18 protein-coding genes are annotated in these 19,014 nt (G+C 72.1%); 14 read left to right on the top strand and 4 right to left on the bottom strand.

Features of this window, described 5'->3' with window-relative positions; all coding sequences use genetic code 11:
* Positions 1–23: 23 nt before the first annotated feature.
* The 11 genes from P3X83_RS27665 to P3X83_RS27615 all read left to right on the top strand — a co-directional run bounded on the left by P3X83_RS27665 (position 24) and on the right by P3X83_RS27615 (position 9,961).
* Positions 24–983: an ABC transporter permease gene (locus tag P3X83_RS27665; RefSeq protein ID WP_277308167.1), complete on the top strand. Its 960-nt coding sequence runs from the start codon at positions 24–26 to the stop codon at positions 981–983.
* Positions 980–1,888 (top strand): oligopeptide ABC transporter permease, encoded by a 909-nt coding sequence (gene opp4C / locus P3X83_RS27660; protein WP_277308166.1) that lies wholly within the window; start codon positions 980–982, stop codon positions 1,886–1,888. Before P3X83_RS27665 ends, opp4C begins: the two co-directional genes overlap by 4 nt.
* Positions 1,885–2,895 (top strand): ABC transporter ATP-binding protein, encoded by a 1,011-nt coding sequence (locus P3X83_RS27655; protein WP_277308165.1) that lies wholly within the window; start codon positions 1,885–1,887, stop codon positions 2,893–2,895. The genes opp4C and P3X83_RS27655 overlap by 4 nt, the downstream gene beginning before the upstream one ends.
* Entirely contained in the window at positions 2,888–3,901 is a 1,014-nt protein-coding gene (locus tag P3X83_RS27650) for a dipeptide ABC transporter ATP-binding protein (protein ID WP_277308164.1), read from the top strand. Before P3X83_RS27655 ends, P3X83_RS27650 begins: the two co-directional genes overlap by 8 nt.
* A 29-nt stretch (positions 3,902–3,930) precedes the next feature.
* Complete coding sequence (locus P3X83_RS27645; protein ID WP_277308163.1) at positions 3,931–4,437, top strand: RidA family protein; 507 nt, start codon at positions 3,931–3,933, stop codon at positions 4,435–4,437.
* Entirely contained in the window at positions 4,434–5,996 is a 1,563-nt protein-coding gene (locus P3X83_RS27640; RefSeq protein ID WP_277308162.1) for a D-aminoacylase, read from the top strand. The genes P3X83_RS27645 and P3X83_RS27640 overlap by 4 nt, the downstream gene beginning before the upstream one ends.
* Before the next feature lie 16 nt (positions 5,997–6,012).
* Complete coding sequence (locus P3X83_RS27635) at positions 6,013–6,885, top strand: IclR family transcriptional regulator (RefSeq protein ID WP_277308161.1); 873 nt, start codon at positions 6,013–6,015, stop codon at positions 6,883–6,885.
* Entirely contained in the window at positions 6,882–7,709 is an 828-nt protein-coding gene (locus tag P3X83_RS27630; RefSeq protein ID WP_277308160.1) for an amidohydrolase family protein, read from the top strand. The genes P3X83_RS27635 and P3X83_RS27630 overlap by 4 nt, the downstream gene beginning before the upstream one ends.
* Entirely contained in the window at positions 7,706–8,809 is a 1,104-nt protein-coding gene (locus P3X83_RS27625) for an alanine racemase (RefSeq protein ID WP_277308159.1), read from the top strand. Before P3X83_RS27630 ends, P3X83_RS27625 begins: the two co-directional genes overlap by 4 nt.
* Positions 8,810–9,276: 467 nt before the next feature.
* Positions 9,277–9,696 carry a DUF6247 family protein gene (locus P3X83_RS27620; protein ID WP_277308158.1) on the top strand — a complete coding sequence of 140 codons (420 nt, stop codon included), beginning with the start codon at positions 9,277–9,279 and terminating at the stop codon, positions 9,694–9,696.
* Positions 9,697–9,706: 10 nt separating this feature from the next.
* Complete coding sequence (locus P3X83_RS27615) at positions 9,707–9,961, top strand: hypothetical protein (RefSeq protein ID WP_277308157.1); 255 nt, start codon at positions 9,707–9,709, stop codon at positions 9,959–9,961.
* Positions 9,962–10,266: 305 nt separating this feature from the next.
* Here P3X83_RS27615 and P3X83_RS27610 read toward each other — a convergent pair whose 3' ends face one another.
* Entirely contained in the window at positions 10,267–11,253 is a 987-nt protein-coding gene (locus P3X83_RS27610; RefSeq protein ID WP_277308156.1) for a LysR substrate-binding domain-containing protein, read from the bottom strand.
* A 667-nt stretch (positions 11,254–11,920) separates the two neighbouring features.
* Positions 11,921–12,796 (bottom strand): helix-turn-helix transcriptional regulator, encoded by an 876-nt coding sequence (locus P3X83_RS27605; RefSeq protein WP_277308155.1) that lies wholly within the window; start codon positions 12,794–12,796, stop codon positions 11,921–11,923.
* Positions 12,797–12,953: 157 nt separating this feature from the next.
* Here P3X83_RS27605 and P3X83_RS27600 point away from each other — a divergent pair, with 157 nt between their 5' ends.
* A complete protein-coding gene (locus P3X83_RS27600) occupies positions 12,954–13,271 on the top strand; it encodes a hypothetical protein (RefSeq protein ID WP_277308154.1) in 318 nt (105 codons plus the stop codon).
* A gap of 383 nt (positions 13,272–13,654) precedes the next feature.
* Here the strand turns inward: P3X83_RS27600 and P3X83_RS27595 are convergent, their stop codons facing one another.
* Positions 13,655–14,623, bottom strand: coding sequence for a ferritin family protein (locus P3X83_RS27595; RefSeq protein ID WP_277308153.1), 969 nt, complete (start codon positions 14,621–14,623; stop codon positions 13,655–13,657).
* A 493-nt stretch (positions 14,624–15,116) separates the two neighbouring features.
* Entirely contained in the window at positions 15,117–17,276 is a 2,160-nt protein-coding gene (helR, locus tag P3X83_RS27590) for an RNA polymerase recycling motor ATPase HelR (RefSeq protein WP_277308152.1), read from the bottom strand.
* A gap of 272 nt (positions 17,277–17,548) precedes the next feature.
* Here helR and P3X83_RS27585 point away from each other — a divergent pair, with 272 nt between their 5' ends.
* Both P3X83_RS27585 and P3X83_RS27580 read left to right on the top strand, forming a co-directional pair.
* Complete coding sequence (locus P3X83_RS27585) at positions 17,549–18,379, top strand: methyltransferase domain-containing protein (protein ID WP_277308151.1); 831 nt, start codon at positions 17,549–17,551, stop codon at positions 18,377–18,379.
* Entirely contained in the window at positions 18,376–19,014 is a 639-nt protein-coding gene (locus P3X83_RS27580) for a TetR/AcrR family transcriptional regulator (protein ID WP_277308150.1), read from the top strand. The genes P3X83_RS27585 and P3X83_RS27580 overlap by 4 nt, the downstream gene beginning before the upstream one ends.

The raw sequence follows: 19,014 nt of genomic DNA, 5'->3' as shown, positions 1-19,014 counted from the left end.
GCGGGACCGAGAGGAGGTGAGGCATGGCGGCCTACATCATCCGGCGCGTGCTGGTGAACGTGCTGGTGTTCATGGTGATCAGCATCGGGATCTTCGTGCTGGTGCGGCTCGCTCCGGGCGACCCGGTGCGGATGATGGTCGACCCCGAGCAGATGCGCGGCGGCGGCGCGGCGTTCATCGAGGCCAAACGGCGTGAGCTGGGCCTGGACCAGCCGGTGGTGGCGCAGTACGGCCACTGGCTGGCGGGCGCGCTGCGCGGCGACCTCGGGTACTCCTACGTCGGGCACCGGCCCGTCGGGGAGGTGCTCGGCGAGCGGGTCGGGCCGACGCTGCAGCTCATGGGCGCGGCGCTGGCGGTGGCCCTGCTGGTGGCGGTGGCGCTCGGCGTGGCCGCCGCCGTACGGCGCAACACCGCCGTCGACTACGGCGCGACCGTGCTCGGGCTGGCCGCGGTGTCGGTGCCGCCGTTCTTCCTGGGCATCATCGGGATCTTCGTGTTCTCGCTGCAGCTCGGCCTGCTGCCGTCCGCGGGGATGACCACGCCGGGCGACGGCGGGCCCCTGGACCAGCTACAGCACCTGGTGCTGCCGGGGTTGATCCTGGCGTTCGTCACGGCGGGGCCGTTCACCCGGTACGTGCGCGGCGGCCTGGTGGACGAACTCGGCGCCGACTACGTGCGGACGGCGGAGGCCAAGGGGGCGTCCCCGGCGCGGGTGGTGCTGCGGCACGCGCTGCGCAACTCGCTGATCCCGCTGATCACGGTGGTGATGTACCAGATCCCGCAGATGCTGGCCGGCGCTGTGGTGATCGAGCAGGTCTTCGCCTGGCCCGGCATGGGACAGCTCGCGGTCAGCTCGATCGGCCAGCACGACTACCCGGTGATCGTCGGGTTCGCGCTGTACGTGGCGGTGCTGGTGCTGGTCTGCAACCTGATCGCGGACATCCTCTACGCCGCCGTCGACCCGAGAGTGAGCCTACGGTGACCGCGACCACGACCACGGCCGGGCAGGTACCCGGCAAGCGGGCCCCGTCCGCGTCGCCCCGGGTCCGCGCGCTGCGCAGGTTCGGCCGCAACCGGATGGCCGTCGCCGGGGCGGTGGTGCTCGGCGTGGTGGTGCTGGTGACGCTGCTGGCGCCGCTGATCGCGCGGCATCCGCCGAACGCCGTCGATCTGGACGCGGTCCGCCAGGGCCCCTCCTGGGAGCACTGGTTCGGCACCGACACCTCCGGCCGCGACGTGTTCGCCCGCACCCTCTACGCGGGGCGGGTGTCGCTGCTGGTCGGGCTGATCGCCGCGCTCGCCGCGATCACCGTCGGCACCCTGCTCGGCGCGGTGTCCGGCCTGTTCGGCGGCTGGGCGGACAACGTGATCATGCGGGCGGCCGACATCGTGATGTCGTTCCCGACCGTGGTGGTGATCCTGGTGCTGGCCGGGATCGTCGGCCCCAGCATGACCGTGCTGATCACCGCGATCGGCCTGACCCAGTGGCCGGTCGCGGGCCGGGTGGTGCGCGGCGTGACGCTGTCGCTGCGCGACCGCGAGTACATCCAGGCGTCCGAGGCGGCCGGGGCCACCCCGTGGTGGCTGATCCGCAAGCACATCGTCCCGGCGGCGCTGCCGCCGGTCACGGTGACCGGGACGCTGGCCGTCGCGCAGGCGATCATGCTGGAGACCACCGCGTCGTTCCTCGGGCTGGGCGTCCGCCCGCCCCAGGCGAGCTGGGGGAACATGCTGAACGACGCGCAGAACCTGACGCTCATCCAGACGATGCCGTGGCTGTGGATCCCGCCGGGCATCGCGATCGTGGTGACGGTGCTGGCCGTCAACTTCGTCGGGGACGGCCTGCGCGACGCCGTCAACCCGGCCGGACGGGGAGGCGACCGATGACCACCACCGCTGAACCGCGGCCGTTGCTGGAGATCGAGGACCTGGTCGTCGACTTCACCACCGACGACGGCGTGGTCCGCGCCGTGGACGGCGCCGGATACACCGTCGCGCCGGGCGAGACCCTCGGCGTGGTCGGCGAGTCCGGATCGGGCAAGAGCGTCACCGCGATGTCCGCGCTCGGGCTGATCAAACCGCCTGGCCGGATCACGTCGGGCCGGATCGTGTTCGACGGCATCGACCTGCGCGCCATCCCGCCGCGCGAGCTGCGGCGGCTGCGCGGCGGCCGGATCGCCATGATCTTCCAGGACCCGATGACCGCGCTCAACCCGGTGCTGTCCATCGGCGCCCAGTTGACCGAGGCGCTGCGGCTGCACCGGCAGGGCATGTCCCGGGCCGCCGCCCGCGAGCGCGCCGCCGAACTGCTGACCCTGGTCGGCGTGCCGGGCGCGGAGCGGCGGCTGCGGCAGTACCCGCACGAGTTCTCCGGCGGGATGCGGCAGCGGGCGATGATCGCGATGGCCATCGCCAACGACCCCGACCTGCTCATCGCCGACGAGCCGACCACCGCGCTGGACGTCACCGTCCAGGCCCAGGTCCTCGACCTGCTGCGGCTGACCAGGCGGGAGACCGGCGCGGCGACCGTGCTGATCACCCACGACCTGGGCGTGGTCGCCGAACTGGCCGACCGGGTCGTGGTCATGTACGCGGGCCGGGTGGTCGAGCACGGCACCGTCGCCGACATCTTCGGCGCCCCCCGACACCCCTACACGCGGGGGCTGCTGGCCAGCCTGCCCCGGCTGGACGACGAGGCCGACGAGCTGACGCCGATCCCCGGCGCGCCGCCCGTGCCGGGCGAGACGGTGGCGGGCTGCGCGTTCGCCCCGCGCTGCGCGCTGGCCAGGGACCGCTGCCGGACCGAACGGCCCGAACTCGCCCAGGCGGGGCCGGGGCGCGCCAGCGCCTGTCACTTCCACCACGAGCTGGCCGAGGGGGAGCGCGATGAGTGATCATGAGGAGGCCGCCGAGGTCATCCGCGTCACCGGGCTGGCCAAGCACTATCCGGTGCGCTCGGGGCTGCTGCGCCGCAGGACCGGCAGCGTGCACGCGGTGGACGGCGTCGACTTCAGCCTGCGCGCGGGCCGCACGCTCAGCCTCGTCGGCGAGTCCGGCTGCGGCAAGACCACCACCGGCCGGATGGTGGTGCGGCTGCTGGAACCCACCGCCGGGCGGATCGTCGTGGCCGGGCGCGACGTGACCCACGCCAGGGGCGCCGAACTGCGCGCGCTCCGCCGTGACCTGCAACTGGTGTTCCAGGACCCGTACGCGTCGCTGTCGCCTCGGATGACCGTGCACGACATCATCGCCGAGCCGCTGCGCGTGCAGGGCCGCTACGACGACGGCGGCCCGGCGCGGGTCGCCGAACTGCTCGACATGGTCCGGCTCGCGCCCGCCCACGCCCGCCGCTACGCCCACGAGTTCTCCGGCGGGCAGCGGCAGCGCATCGGCATCGCCCGCGCGCTGGCCCTCGGTCCCAGGGTGCTCGTGCTGGACGAGCCGGTCAGCGCGCTGGACGTCTCGATCCAGGCGCAGGTGGTCAACACGCTGCGCGAACTGCAGCGCGAGCTGGGCGTGGCCTACCTGTTCATCTCGCACGACCTGTCGGTGGTCCGGCACGTGTCCCACGAGATCGCGGTGATGTACCTCGGGACGATCGTGGAGACCGGCACCCGTCAGGAGATCTTCCGTGCCCCCGCCCACCCTTACACGCAGGCGCTGCTGTCGGCCGTCCCTCGCCCGGAGCCCGGGGCGGCTCAGCGGCGCGAGCGGATAACGCTGACCGGGGACGTGCCGAGCCCGATCGACCCGCCGTCCGGGTGCCGGTTCCGGACCCGCTGCTGGAAGGCCCGGGACGTCTGCGCGACGGAGACGCCGCCGCTGACGCCGCGCGACGGGATCGCCCATCCGGTCGCCTGCCACTTCGCCGAGGTCACCGACGTCCTCGCGCGAGCCTGACCCCTTCCATTTCGAATCGAGGAGACACCATGCACGACGCCGACGCCCGCCTGGCCGCCGCCCCCGCCGAGCCCGGTCCCGCCGGTGCGCGGGCCCAGGTCGTCCCCGTCCGGCGGTCCGGGACGACGCTGGTCACCTCCGGCCAGGTCGCCGTCCGGGACGGCAAGCTGCTCGCCGAGGGACGGGTCGGCGAGGACGTCACGCTCGACACGGCCCGATCGTGCGCGCGGCAGTGCGCCCGCAACGTCCTCACCGCCGTCCGCGACGGCCTGGCCGGCGAGGGCGGCCTCGGCGCGGTCGAACGCGTCGAGTCGGTCACCGTGTGGGTGGCCTCCGTGCCCGGCTTCACGGACCAGCACCTGGTGGCCGACGCCGCGACCGACCTGTTCGTCGAGGTGCTCGGCGAGGAGGTGGGACGGCACGTCCGCGCCGCCCTCGGCGTGGCCGCGCTGCCCACCGGCAGCCCCGTCGAGGTGCAGGCGCGCTTCCGGCTGCGCGACCCCGAACGGCCCGGCGAAACGTCGGCCACGCCATGACCGACCTGCTCATCACCGGCGGGGCGGTCGTGGACGGCACCGGTGCCCCGCCCCGCCCCGCCGACGTGGCCGTGGCGGACGGGCGCGTCCAGGCGATCGGCGACCTGACGGGCCGTCCCGCCGCACGGACCATCGACGCCTCCGGGCACGTCGTGACGCCCGGATTCGTGGACGTGCACACCCACTCCGACCTCACCCTGCTGTCGGGACCGCTCGCCCAGAGCGCGGTGCGGCAGGGCGTCACCACCGTCGTGGTCGGCAACTGCGGCCTCGGCGTCACACCCGTGGCCGCCGACTCCGGGGCGCTGCGGGCCGCCGCCGCGTACCTGGACCTGGACCCCGCCGTCCGCTGGGACTGGACCGACGTGCCCGGCTACCTGGCCGCGTTCGACGCCGCCCGGCCGTCGGTGAACGTCGCCGCGCTCGTCGCGCACATCCCGCTGCGCGCGGCGGCCGTCGGGTTCGGCGACCGCCCCGCGAGCGCCGCCGAACTCGACCGGATGCGCGGCCTGCTCGGCGACGCGCTGGCGGCGGGCGCCGCCGGGGTCTCCACCGGCCTGGTCTACGCCCCCGCCTGCTACGCGCACGAGGACGAACTGGCCGCGCTCGGCGCCACCGCCGCCGCCCACGGGCGGATGTTCGCCTGGCACGTCCGCGACTACGCCGACGGGCTGCTCGGCTCCGTCAGCCAGGCGCTGCGCGTCGCGGCGGACACCGGCTGCCGGACTCAGATCTCCCACCTGGTCGCGGTCGGCAGGCGCAACCACGGATCGGTCGCCCGCGCGCTCGAACTGATCGACGACGCCCGCGCCGCCGGGGCCGACGTGGCCTTCGACGTCTACCCCTACCTGGCCGGGAACGCGCCGCTCTCGCAACTGCTCCCCGCCTGGGCCCAGGAAGGCGGCGACGGCCCGACGCGGGAACGGCTGGCCGAGCCGGGCGTCCGCGCCCGCGTCGTCGCCGAATGGGCTGACATGCCGCTCACCTGGGACGACATCACGATCAGCCGCACACCCGACGACCTGGGCACAGGGCGAACCGTCGCCGCCCTCAGCGAGGGCGACCCGGCGCGGGCCGCGCTCGACCTGCTCGCCGCGCACGGCAACGCCGTCCTGATGGTGGCCGGTGGCCGCAGCGAACGCGACCTGCTGGACGCGCTCACCCACCCCGCCTCGGTGATCGGCTCGGACGGCCAGGCGCTCGACCCGGACGGCCCCACCGGCCGCGGCGCCCCCCACCCCCGCTCCTACGGCTGCTACCCCCGGCTGTTCGCCGAATACGTCCGCCGCCCCGGCGGGCTCACCCTCGCCGAGGCGGTCCGCAAATGCACCTCGGCCCCGGCCGAACGCGCCGGGCTCGCCGGCCGGGGCGTCCTGCGGGCCGGGAGCATCGCCGATATCGCGGTGTTCGACCCCGAACGGATCGCCGATCGGGCTACGTTCACAGCACCCCAGCAGTATCCGGACGGGATCCGCGCGGTCATCGTCGGCGGTCGCCGAGTGGTCGAGGACGGCGCGCACGGCGGCGCGCGTCCCGGCGAGATCCTGCGCATCCCCTGATCGGAGACGAGGCATCATGACACGAACCACGGCCCGCCGCACCGACGTGGACGACGACCGCCCGGCCTCGGCCGACTACCACACCAACGCCCTGGCCCGCGGCCTCTTCCTGCTGGAACGGCTCGCCACCAAGCGCGCCACGCTCACGCTCACCGACTTCCACCAGAGCACCGGCCTGCCCAAGAGCACCCTGGTGCGGCTCCTCGGCGTCCTGGAGGAGATGGGTTACGTGGTGCGCGCCGACGAGCGCCCCGCCTACCGGCTCGGCCACAAGACCCTGACCCTGTCCACCGCCTACCTGTCCGGGCTGGACCTGTCGCAGATCGCCGGCGACCACCTCGCCGGGGTCGCCGCCGACACCGGGCAGACCGCCAACCTCGGCGTGCTGGACGGGCGGCAGGTGCTGCACGTGTGCGTCCGCGAACCCGACCGGCCGATCCGCTTCCACACCACGGCGGGCACCCGCGACGACACCTACTGCACCGGGCTCGGCAAGATGCTGCTCGCCCGCCTCGAACCGGCCGACATCACACCGCACCTGCCGTCCGAACCGTTCCAGCCCCGCACCGAGCACACCCACACCACGCTCGACGCCCTGACCGCCGACCTGCGGGCCGTCGCCCAGCGCGGCTACGCGCTCGACGACAACGAGGGCAGCGTCGGATTACGGTGCGTCGCCGTACCGGTCGAGGTGGACGGCGTCTGCGTGGCCGCCGTCAGCGTGTCCGGGCCGTCCGCCGAGTTCGACGACGAACAGCGGACCCGCTACCTCGACCGGCTGCGCGCGGCGGCGTCCGCCCTGGCCTCCGACGCCGACGTCGTCGCCGCGCTGGAATACCTGCACTCCTCGCTGCGCTCCGGAGCACCACAAGTCCAGGAGAATCCTTGATCGACTTTCACACCCACTGCCAGCGGCCCGAACACTGGGGCCACGAGTGGGACGACCACTGGGCGCCCGTCTACGGGCGCGGCGCCCACGAGTTCGGGCCCGCCGACTACGACCGCGCGATGAAGGGGGTCACCGCCGCGTGCGTGTTCGGCATCCGCGCGACGGCCGCCGGGGTCCTCACCCCCAACGACCACACCGAGCGGTTCTGCGCGGAGACCGAGACCGAGACGATCGGGTTCATGGCGCTCGACCCGACCGACCCCGACGTGCTCGACCAGCTCGCCGACGGCGTGGCGCGCGGGCTGCGCGGGATCAAGCTGTATCCGGTGCTGGCGCTGTTCGACCCGCGCGACGCCGTCCACGACGCGTTCTACCGGGCCGCCGCCGACGCGGGCCTGGTCGTGCTGTGGCACATGGGCGCGACGCCGAGCCCCGCCGGTGACCTGTCGGTCAGCAACCCCCTGGTCGTGGACGACGTGGCGCGCCGCCACCCCGGGCTGGTGCAGATCATCGCGCACCTGGGGCATCCGTGGCAGCGCGAGACGATCGTCACGCTGCGCAAGAACCGCCGCGTCTACGCGGACGTGTCGGCGTCCTGGGCGCGGCCGATGGACGGATACCTGGCGCTGGCCCGCGCCCAGGAATGGGACGTGGTCGACCGGTTGGTCTTCGGGTCCGACTACCCGCTGTGGACGCCGGAGGAGGCCGTCGCCGGGCTGCGCGACATGGTCGGGCAGCGGCCGTCCGGGTTCCCGGAGATCCGGAAGGAGACCGTCGAATGGCTGCTGGACGGCGACCCCCGGCCGCAGATGGGCCTGGCGTGACCACCGCCCTCGCGGACCTGCCGACGCCCGCGCTGCTCGTCGACCGGGAGCGCATGGAGGCCAACCTGGCCGCGATGGCCGCCGCCTACCGGGCGGCCGGGGTCGCGCTGCGCCCGCACTTCAAGACTTCCAAGTGCGTCGCGGTCGCGCGCCGCCAGCTCGCGCACGGCGCTGCCGGGTTCACCTGCGCCACCCCGGCCGAGGTCGCGCTGCTCCAGGACGCGGGCGTCGAGGACGTGCTGTGGGCGCACCAGCCGGTCGGGCCCGCCAAGGTCGCCTTCGCCGTCGGGGCGCTCGGACGGGGCGGGCTGACCGTGGCGCTGGACTCGGTGGAGTCGGCGGAACCGCTCGCGCGGACGGCGGAGGCGGCCGGGGTCGCGGTGCCGTACGTGCTGGAGGTGGACACGGGGCTGCACCGGGCGGGCGTCGATCCGGGGCGTGCCGTCGAGGTCGCCGGGGCATTGGCCGCGCTGCCCGCGCTCAGTCTGCGGGGCGTCATCACCCACGAAGGCCACCTCGCCGCCTACGGCCCCGACCGTGCGGGACTGGAGGCCGCGGGCGCGCTCGCGGGCCGCACGTTGGTCCAGGTCGCCGACGCGCTGCGCGCCGACGGCCACGCCTGCCCACTGGTCTCGGTCGGCTCCACCCCGGGGGCCAACTCGGCGCCTTTCGCGCCCGGCGTCACCGAGGCCCGGCCGGGCACGTATGTCTATTACGACGCCAACCAGGTCCGTTTGGGCAGCGCCGGGTTCGACCAGTGCGCGCAGACCGTGCTGACCCGGGTCGTGAGCACGCAGCGCGCGGGGACGGTGATCGTGGACGCGGGCATCAAGGCGATGAGCTCCGACGCCATCGCGACGGCGGGCGTCCTCGGCGTGGTCTGCGACCTAGAGGGCAAGCCGCTGGACGGGGTGGAGTTCACGACCGGCCACGAGGAACACGGCTTCCTGACCGGTCCGGGCACGGACGGCCTGCGCGTGGGCGACCTGCTCCGCGTCATCCCCAACCACGCCTGCGGCACCACCAACATGTGGAGCGGTCTGCACCTGGTGGACGGCGCCCGAGCCGTCGACCACCACCCAATCGAGGCCCGCCACTGACAGCGCGGGGCCGTCCTGGGGAGCGGAGCCTGTGCGGGGCCCTTTCCTGTACGGCAAGCCCCCCTCCAGCCGACGCCCGTACCCGGTGACGTCCTCGTGCCCGGCGCTCACCGGGCGTGGCCGCCTCCCGCCGTTACGGCACCGGCTACGAAGGCCCCTCCCCGGGCTCGCCGTCCGTGCCGTCGCCCGCCGCCGCTCGGCGTAATACCTCCGCCGAGGCGGCGACTCCGCCTGGCAGCAGACTGGAAACGTGGACCGTCTCTCCAGCCAGACCCGTCCACCGGACGTTAACGAAGGCTGCCGGACGGGCTAGAGGCGCGCGTACGCCGGGGAGACGGCGGCCAGTGGCCGTTCCGTTTCGGAAGGCCATCATTGACAGGGAGCGCGCATCGCGGGGTGAACAGCGCGGCGCTGGCAGAGTCGCTAGTCTGGTGGTGAGTGCTCTCCTGTGCCGTGGGGATGATCGGATGGGCAACGACCTACGCGAGACGCCGGTGCTCTCGGGCATGGGGCCGACTCTGGCAGTGGTGGCTCGTGACAATCTCAGGAGGCCCGTGGTGACCCTGCAGCCGCACGACCATCAGCCGCCCGCACGGGCGCCGTTCCTCGCTACCCCGGAGAAGAACCCGCGTGCGATCCGTGCCGCCCTGTTGCCTGAGGACGCCGGAAACTTTGACCGCGAGTATCGCGCCGTGATGACCGAGGCGATGGAGACTCTTGACCTGACCCCTCTCGTGGCCTTCATCGAACGCTGGTGGCGCGTCGCATGGTCTTCCGCCGATCCGGAGGGACATCGGGACATGTTGGACACCGCAGAACGGTTGCTTCGTGGTGAGGCTGTGTCCACCAGGCCGATATGGGAGACGCTGGACCAGCGCGGCCTGTAGATGTTAGGGCGTGTATCAGGTTGAGGACGACGACGAGGCCGCCCTAGCGATAGCGGCTCTGCCGAAGGAGGCGTTGCCTCACTTCCGCGAACTCATCCGCCTCCTGGAACTGCAACCGTGGGCGGGGAACGCGCTGTATCGCTCCAAGCAGGACGGTCAGATACGCACCCATGCGTTCGGTCAGCAGGCCGAGGGGCTCGTCTTCTATCTGATCATGGAAGAGGAGCGTCGCGTCGTCGTGTTACGAGTCCTCTGGGCTGGCTGATGGCGACGGCTGCCTGAGCCCAACGTGGGCTTCGCCGCTGTACGGCAAGCCCCCTTCAGCCGACGCCCGTACCCGGTGACGTCCTCGTGCCCGGCGCTCACCGGGTGTGGTCGCCTCCCGCCGTTACGGCACCGGCTACGAAGGCCCTCCCCGGGCTCGCCGTCCGTGCCGTGGCCTTTCCGCCGTTACCCACCCCCACCGCCCCTCCGGGCCGATGCCCCCGGCCTCCGGCGAGGCGGCGACTCCGCCTGGCAGCGGGCCGGCAGCCTCGGCAGGCTCACGGGTCAGCACCCTCCACAGGTGGTTCACCGTCCGAACGTGCGGCGGTGGTGTGCGGGGGACTTTGGCGGTTCACCGTGGAGGCCGGGGAAGCCCAGGAGGCCTGGGAGGCCGGGGCGGAAGGCTCCGGCGTCGCGGAGTTGGCGGACGATCTCGACGAAGGCCAGTACGGCGGGGTCGGCGGTGTCGCGGCGCCAGAGGATGCGGTGGTCGGCGTGCGGGCTCGGCTCGGTGAAGGGCCGGTACACGATACCGGCCAGGATCCGGGCCAGGGCGGCTCCGCCGATCGTGATCCCGATCGCGGCGTCGGCGAGGACCAGCGGCAGGAGCCGGTCGAGGCTGGAGATCTCCCGGTGGATCCGCACGGTGGCGCCGCGGGTCCGCAGTTGGCCGACGACGTGGTCGTGCAGCCAGGGGTTGATGTCTCGCTCGACCACGATGAGCGGCAGCTCCGACAGCCGCGCCGGGTCGATGGCGGTCTCGGCGGCCAGGGGGTGTCCGGCCGCGAGTGCGACGACGAGGGATTCGCGGGTGACCAGCAGCGAGTCCAGGTCGGGGCCGGTCTCGGCGTTCCAGCAGAAGCCGATGTCCAGGCGGCCGTCGCAGAGGGCGGTGACCTGGTCGGCGGTGGTCATCGGGCAGGGGAGCGGCCGGATGTCGGGGAACCGGCTCCTTAGTTCGGGGACGGCGAGCTGGAACAGGCGGGGGCCGAGGTCTTCGGCGTAGCCGAGGCGGAGTTCGCCGGCGGGGCCGGTGGCGGCGCGGCGGCCGGTGTCCAGCGCGTGACGGGCGGCGGCGACCGTCCGCCGTGCCTCGGGCAGGAACGCCTCGCCCACCGCGGTCAGGGTCACCCGCCGGCTGGTGCGGATGAACAGCGGGGCGCCGATCTCGCGTTCCAGCCTGCGGATCTGCTCACTGACCGACTGCTGGGCGACGTGCATCCGCACCGCCGCGCGGCCGAAATGCAGCTCCTCGGCGACCGCGATGACGTACTCAAGCTGACGAAGATCCACGGTTTCATGGTCCAGTGGGTTGACAGGCTTGGAAAGGATAGACAGGCGCAGCCTGTCGGAATACGCGCTGATTCGTCGTTGATCGCGTGCGGCTTGCACGGTGTCATGAGTATGACCGATTTGTGGGTTCAACCGCTGTCGGTACCGATATGTGCCGCCGTGGGGCCGGTCAGCCCAGGAGCACGACGAAGAAGGAGCTCATGAAGTCGCGCCGGTTCCGAGGCGGCCCCAAGTCCGCCCGCTGGACGCGGTCACATGGCCACTTTGGAAGAAAGGAAGGACAGTGCGCTCCGCACTTTCCGCGAAGACCGCCCCCCTCCGACGTGGCCCGATACGCCCGGGCCGCGGAGATCGTCGCGGTGCAGGAAGCCGGTTCCATGCGCCTCCGGGCCGACGGGCGGCGGACCGGGCTTCCCGGAGAGCCGCAGCCCGATCTGCCGAGCGGTCTGCCGAACGGCGACCCCATCTTCCACACCCGGTGGAGGCCTCCCAGCGACCACGCGTCCTACGAGCTCTACGGGCTGGAGACCGATACCGGCGGCAACCGCAACGACATGGCGATCCTCACCCAACGTCCCGCCGACGAGGTCGCGGCGGTGGAAAATGTCGTCCCGGCTGGGCGTGCGGCGCTCGGGGTGCGGTTCGGTAACCAGTGGTGTTTCACCTTTCACGCCAATGCCGGGAACGGCGGAGGCGATGCCGGACGCATGGTCCAGGACATCGCGCTTTTCAGGCGGCAGGTCGGGGCGCGGCACCGCGTCCCGGCCTCCGAGAATTCCGCGTTCACACCCGTGTGGCCGAAGCGGACGTCCCTTCCCCGCGCGGAGTGGGGAGGAGGGAGGCGAACTCCCGGACCGCGTCGTCTCCGGTAGTTCCAGGTCGCCAGAGGCGTCGGCGGCCTTCCGCGCGTGGCGGCACCAGCGCAGCGCGCCGCTGTAGTCGCCCAGGCGGGTGCTCGCGTTGCCATGGAGATCACGCGTTGCATCCGGGACGCCTCGGCCGGAGGGCCGTCCGTCAACTGCTGCCAGGCGGCGTGCAGGTCAGCGGTGAGTGCGGTGGTCACCTGCGAGGGCGGCCGGGTGCGCAGCGCATAAAGGTGATCCGCGCATATCTCCTCCCACTCCTCAACGGAACGGGGTCCGACCGTCGTACCCAGCAGTTCCAGGAGGAGATCGCCTTTTATGGCGCCGAATGACGCGCCCGCCGCGGCCATGCGCAAAAGATGTCGGCGTTCCGTGACGTCCTCCTTAGGACGGCCTGCTGCCATCGTACGCAATCGTGTCAATTCAGCAATAGCCGCATACAATGCAACTATATGACCATTCGCACCAAGTGCCTCATCGATCGCGGCGATGGCGTCGGCCGGGGGTTCCTGCAGGCCACGCTCCCACCGGGAGATGGCCGCATCGTCCACATGTGCGCGTTTGGCGAGCTCGCGCTGCGGCATCCTCTCGCCGATCTCCTCGCGCCACATCCGAATGGTGGCCCCCAGGAGCTGCCACAGCGAAACCGTTGGATCGACCTGCTGAGACTTGGCGGACACGAAAGCCCTCCGATACTTCACGTGCTGATTTCCAACGTATCAGCGCCGAATGTATGGCCGTCATCACCGAGCGGACTCCACTATGGCACTTACTCCAGGTAATGGAGGGCGCCGCAGGGAAATGTGAGAACCGCCGACGCGGAAAGGGTTACGCCCCATGCAAGAGGATGAACCGCCGTGCTCCGCCTACCGCCGCGTGTACGCGGGGGTCCCGCTCGCCGACCGGCCGTTGGTGGTGTGGGAAGTGTGGGCGGGTGATCGCGGGGCATCGGGGGTGACCCGCGATCCGGCCGAGGCGGAGAAGGCGATGCTCGCCGTACTCGACACCATGCCGGGCGGGCAGGGGCGGGCGCGGTTCGCGTGGGTGACGAGCCCGCGGCAGAGCTACCTGTACGGCACGACGCCGCTCACCGCCCACCACGCCGATGGTGTGATCGTGATTTTGGCCGGAGACAGGAGAACGCCGCTCATTTGAGCGGGCATGGCGGCGCGGCGCGGCGCCGTCATGCCGCAAGGCGCGAGCGGCCCTCGCTCGCGGGCGCGGGCAGGGGATCGGACCTACGAACCTGCCCGCGCCGTCCATGACGGTCCGCCCGGGGGGGCGGCACGGGCTTAAGGCGGGGGAGCAGGTTCGAATCCTGCCGGGGCGCTCGCCAAGATCGACATTTCAGGCCTCCGACCTGTGGATGCGCGGCATACGACGGCGGCGTGCACGACCAGCGGGTGCAGGGGCAGGCCGAAGAACATGTTCGTTCTCATCGGGCACGACGCCGGGCGCCGGATTGCGGCTGCTGAGGAACTGCCGATGGCCGCGGGCGGTGCCGGCGGCCATGGCGTCTGGATTCGAGCGGAGCCGGGTCAGGTCCTCTCGGATGTGCCCGCCTCCGAAGACCGCTTGGATAGCCGCTCCAGGGCCTTCAGGAAGGCGCGGGCGTGTCCGGCCTCGTCCTCGGCGGTGTCGGAGAAGTACTCGGCCGCCTGGATGTCGCCCGCCGCCTCGGCGCGCTTGGCGAAGGCCGGGTACATGGTCCGGGACTCGTACCGTTCGCCGGCGATGGCCTTGGTCAGGTTGGCACGCGTGCTGCCGACCAGGCCGGCCAGTTTGGCCTCACCGGCGAAGTGCTCGTGCAACTCCACGTCGGAAGTACCGCGGAACAGCTTCGCCACCGCCGGGTCCTTGGCGTGCTCGGCGTACTGCTGATAGTTGGCGTACGCCAGGGCCTCACCGTGCATGGCCGTGTCCAGGTTGGTCATGGTCTGTTTCGAGCGGACCTCGGGCGGCCCCTGCGGTACCTGCACCGCGTCGGCCTGCGGCGGCTCCGGCACCTCGCCCCGGCCGGACTCGACAACGCGCAGCGCGGTACCGAACGCCCGTGCGTGTCTGCCTTCGTCACGGGCGATCTCGGCGAAGAGGGCGGCGGCCCCGCTGTCGCCCGCGGCCTTGGCCTGCCGTGCGAAGTCGGGATACATCCGCCGGGACTCGTAGATCTCCCCGGCCAGCGCGGCACGCAGGTTCTCGGCATCGCCGTGGACCAGGCCGCTCAGCTCGGCCGCTTCCCGGAAGTGCTCGCCCAGTTCGACGTCGGCGATGCGCTCGAAAAGGCGGGCCACCGCCGGCAGCTTCTCGCGCTGAGCCTGGGCCGCGTACAGGCGGTACGAGGCGTTCGCGAACGCCTCACCGCGCATCGACTGTTCCAGATCCTTCCGGGTCTGCGAGCCGGGAGGGTTCACCGGTGCGGGTGAAGCGGCGAGTGTAACGCCGATGGGTGTGCCGAGCACGATGGTGAGCGCGCCGGTGATGAGTGAGCGCGCGGACAGGGTAATCAATTCGACCTCCCGGCCTGGAGTGGATACCTGCGGTTATCACCACAGGACTTGCCTGGCCCCAGATGGTCGATAACGGTCCTTCTGGCAAAGCCGGGTGCCAGCATGCGGGCCGGATGCAAAACATGGCCCATACGAAGGACGAAAAGCCCCTGGAGGGGTGTACGCCAGCATGTGGTCATCGGGCAGGACGGTCATCCCGTGAGCCTTCCGATGGCCGCGTCATCAGCTGTGCGGCTGGTGGTCTGCCCCACGTTCGCGGGAACCGTCCCCCGCGTCAGACACCGTGTCGCACTGTCCACCTGAAATTTGGACATATTAGACGAAGTTTCCTGTGCGGCGTGTCACATACATCGGCGGGCACAGGCGACGTCCAAGGACGCCCTGTGGTGCGGAAACGGAGTGTGACGTGCGGGTTCTCGATTTCATGGCACGCCGGCGGCGACCGGCGGGTTAGCGCGCCTGCTCGTGCCCTTTCCGCTTATCGCGGGCGGTGTCAGCGGGTGCCGGTGGTGAGGATGACGAGCCGCCGGGTGGCCCGGGTCATGGCGACGTAGCGGTCCACGACTCCTTCGATGCCTTCGCCGAAACCCTCCGGGTCGATGAGGACCACCAGGTCGAACTCCAGGCCCTTGGCCAGTTCGGGGGTCAGGGAGCGGATCCGGGGGGTGGCGCGGAAGGCGGGGTCGCCGATGACGCAGGCGATTCCGTCGGGGTTCCCGGTGGCCCACGTGTCGAGGATCGAGGTCAGATCGGCGGTTGATCCGTGCAGGACGGGGATGCCGCCGGTGCGGATGGAGGTGGGGACGTTGGCGTCGGGGAGCGCGGTGCGGATGATCGGCTCGGCCTCGATCATGATCTCTTCGGGGGTCCGGTAGTTGACGCTCAGGGAGGTCAGCGTGATCCGGTCGAGGCCGATCCGCTTGAGGCGGTCCTCCCACGACTCGGTGAAGCCGTGCCGGGCCTGGGCGCGGTCGCCGACGATGGTGAAACTGCGTGACGGGCAGCGGAGCAGCAGCATCTGCCACTCGGCGTCGGTGAGTTCCTGCGCCTCGTCCACGACGATGTGCGCGAACGGCCCGGCCAGCAGGTCGGGTTCGGCCGACGGCGCGGCGCTCTCGCCCACCAGCATCTCGGGCAGGTCGCCGATGCGCAGCATGGTGACCGCGGCCTCGCCGTCGTCGTCGGCCGCCAGCAGGTTGTCCACGACGTGCGACATCTGCTCGCGTTCGACCGCGAGCGCGGCGCGGTGGCGACGCTCGCGCCGGGACGCCTCCGGGTCGCCGAGCCGTTGCCGGGCCGCGTCCAGGATCGGCAGGTCGGACACCGTCCACGCCTGCGGGTCGTCGCGCCGCAACCGGCGGATCTCGTCGGGGTCGAGCCAGGGCGCGCACAGCCGCAGGTAGGCGGGGACCGCCCACAGGTCGCCGACGATGTCGGCGGCTTCGAGCAGCGGCCAGGCGCGGTTGAAGGCGGTGAGCAGCTCCCGGTCCTGGAGCACCGACCTGCGGAGCAGTTCGGGGGAGATCTCCTCGTTCTCCCCGTGCTTGTCGGTCAGGATGGTGAGCAGTTCCTCCCAGATCTGGTCGCGCGCCTCGTTGTGCGGGGTGCCGGGGTCCGGAGCGCGGAAGGCGTCGGCCCAGTCGTCGGCGGTCAGCCGGACGTCGGCCCAGTGGGTGCTGACCGTGATGCCCTTGGTGGGCGGGTTCTCATAGAAGCGGACGGCGGTCTCGATCGCCTTGACCATGTCGGCCGACGACTTCAGGCGCGCCACCTCGGGGTCGTCCTCGGGTGCCGCCGCCGCTCCCTCGGCGACGAGGTCCCGCAGGGTGCAGGTCTGCACGCCCTCCTCGCCGAGGCTGGGCAGGACGTCGGCGACGTAGGCGAGGTACGGCTGGTGCGGGCCGACGAACAGCACGCCGCCCCTGCGGTGACCGAGGCGGGGGTCGGCGTAGAGGAGGTAGGCGGAACGGTGCAGGGCCACGACGGTCTTGCCGGTGCCGGGCCCGCCGTCCACGACGAGCGCGCCGCCGGATCCCGCGCGGATGATGGCGTCCTGGTCGGCCTGGATGGTGCCGAGCACGTCGCGCATCCGGCCGGACCGGTTGGCGCCCAGGCTGGCGATGAAGGCGGACTGGTCGTCGAGCGCGGCGTGTCCCTCGAACCCGTCGGGGGTGAACACCTCGTCCCAGTAGTCGCTGATCCGGCCGAGGGTCCAGCGGTAGCGGCGGCGGCTCGTCAGTCGCATCGGGTTGGCGTGGGTGGCGCCGAAGAACGGCTCGGCGGCGGGGGAGCGCCAGTCGAGCAGCAGGCGGCGACCCTCGCTGTCGGTGAGGCCCAGCCGTCCGATGTAGACGGGGTCGGGGTCGTCCTCGGTGACCATGTGCCCGAGGCAGAGGTCCAGGCCGAAGCGGCGCAGGGCACGCAGGCGGGCGGACATCTCGTGGACCCGCAGGTCTCGTTCCAGGGCGCGCGGGCCCGCCCCGCCGGCCAGTCTGCGTTCCTCGTCGAGGCGTTCGGACAGTTCGGCGATCGATTCCTCCAGGGTTCGCGCGATGGCGGCGAAGTGCCGTTCGTCTCCCGCGATCAGCTTCGGGTCGGCCTTGGCGGCCAGGCGTCCGGGCAGCCGGAAGGCGCTGCCGGTCGATGGGTTCATGTCGTCGGCTCCGATCTGGGGCCCCCGTTTCCGCAGGTTGTTCGGGCCTCGGCCGTCGATTGTGCGGCATGCCCGGGGTCTTGCCGCAAGCCCCCCGTTGCGCTATACGTTGAGAGTGGAGAGGAACGGGGTTCCTCTCCCTTTCTCGTTCTGGATCGCCTCGCCGCCGCCGGCGCGCGGATCCTCCGCTCTCACTGTGGGTTTGACGCGGGACGTTCTGTCGCCTCATTATGAATGTGCGTTCATGAACGTACGTTCATAAGGAGTGGCAGATGACGATCGTCAACACCCACCAGTCCGAGGCGTGGAACGGATACGAGGGCGGGCACTGGGCCGAGCACCGCGATCGCTACGACGCGGTCAACCAGGGGTTCAACAAGTACCTGCTCGATCACGTCCAGGACGGCGACCGGGTGCTCGACGTCGGGTGCGGCGCGGGTCAGGTGACCAGGGTGGCGGCGCGGCGGGCGCGGCACGTCACAGGAGTGGACCTGTCGGAGCCGATGCTGGGGGCCGCGCGGGCGGCGGCGCTGGCCGAAGGCGTGGACGGCGTCGAGTTCGTGCGCGCCGACGCCCAGGTGCACCCGTTCCCGCGGGGGGCGTTCGACCTGGCCGTCAGCCGCTTCGGGATCATGTTCTTCGCCGACCCCGTGGCCGCGTTCGCGAACATCGGCCGGGCGCTGCGGCCGGGCGGACGGCTCGCGCTGCTGAGCCTGCGCGCCATGGCCGACCACGAGGTCAGCGCCGTCTTCGCCGCGATGGACGCCCACCTGCCTCCGCCGCCCGCGCCGGAGCCGGGCAGCGGGGACGGCCCGGTGTCGCTGTCGGACCCCGAGCGCGTCCACGAGGTGTTCACCGAGGCCGGCTTCACCGGGGTCGCCGCCACCCCGGTGGACGCCGAGCAGATCTGGGGCCGGGACGCCGAGGACGCCGCCGGGTTCCTGCTCGGCTGGGGGCCGGTCCGCTTCCACCTGCGGCACGCCGACGCCGGGGCCGCCGCCCGTGCCCGCGCCGCCGCCGTCCCCGCGCTGCGCCCGTTCGAACGCGACGGCGCCGTGCGGCTGCGCGGCGCCGCCTACCTGATCACGGCCACCCGGCCGTGAGCCCGCGCAGGGCCGCCGCCCTCGGCGACGGCGAGACGCTGCGCGGTCACCTGGTGGCCGCCGCCGAACGCCTGCTGGCCAGGCAGGGCGCGGCCGGGCTGACCGTCCGCGCGATCGCCAAAGAGGCCCAGGTGGCGGACGGCGTGCTCTACAACCACTTCGGCGACAAGGAGGAGCTGATCGCCCAGGCCCTGCACGCGCACGTCGCGTCGGTGGCGCGGTCGCTCCCCGACCTGCCGAGCACGCCCGGGCAGGGCGACCTGGCGGTGAACCTCCGCGCCTACGTCGACTACGGCGTCGCGCTGCACCGGGCGATCCTGCCCGCGTTCGCGGGGCTGGTCGCCCAGCCGGGCGTGCTCGCACGGTTCGCCATGATCGACAACCCGCTGGGCCGTGGCCGGGGCCTGAAGGGCGTCCTGACCGAATACCTCCAGGGGGAGCAGGCGCTCGGACGGGTCGCGCCGACCGCGAGCCCCGAGGCGGCGGCGACGATGATCGTCGGAGCGTGTCACGAGCTGATCATGCCGCACCTGTTCCATGGCGTCGCGCCGTCCGACATCGAGGTCCCCCCGGACTTCGCCGCCCGGCTCGTCGCCACCTGCCTGGGCGGCGTCGCGCCCGGCGGGCGGGCGTGA

The organism is Spongiactinospora sp. TRM90649 (assembly GCF_029382225.1).
In the GTDB taxonomy this organism is placed as follows: domain Bacteria; phylum Actinomycetota; class Actinomycetes; order Streptosporangiales; family Streptosporangiaceae; genus Spongiactinospora.
The sequence above is the reverse complement of the archived record's forward strand: the minus strand, read 5'-3'. Positions and strand labels throughout refer to the sequence as shown.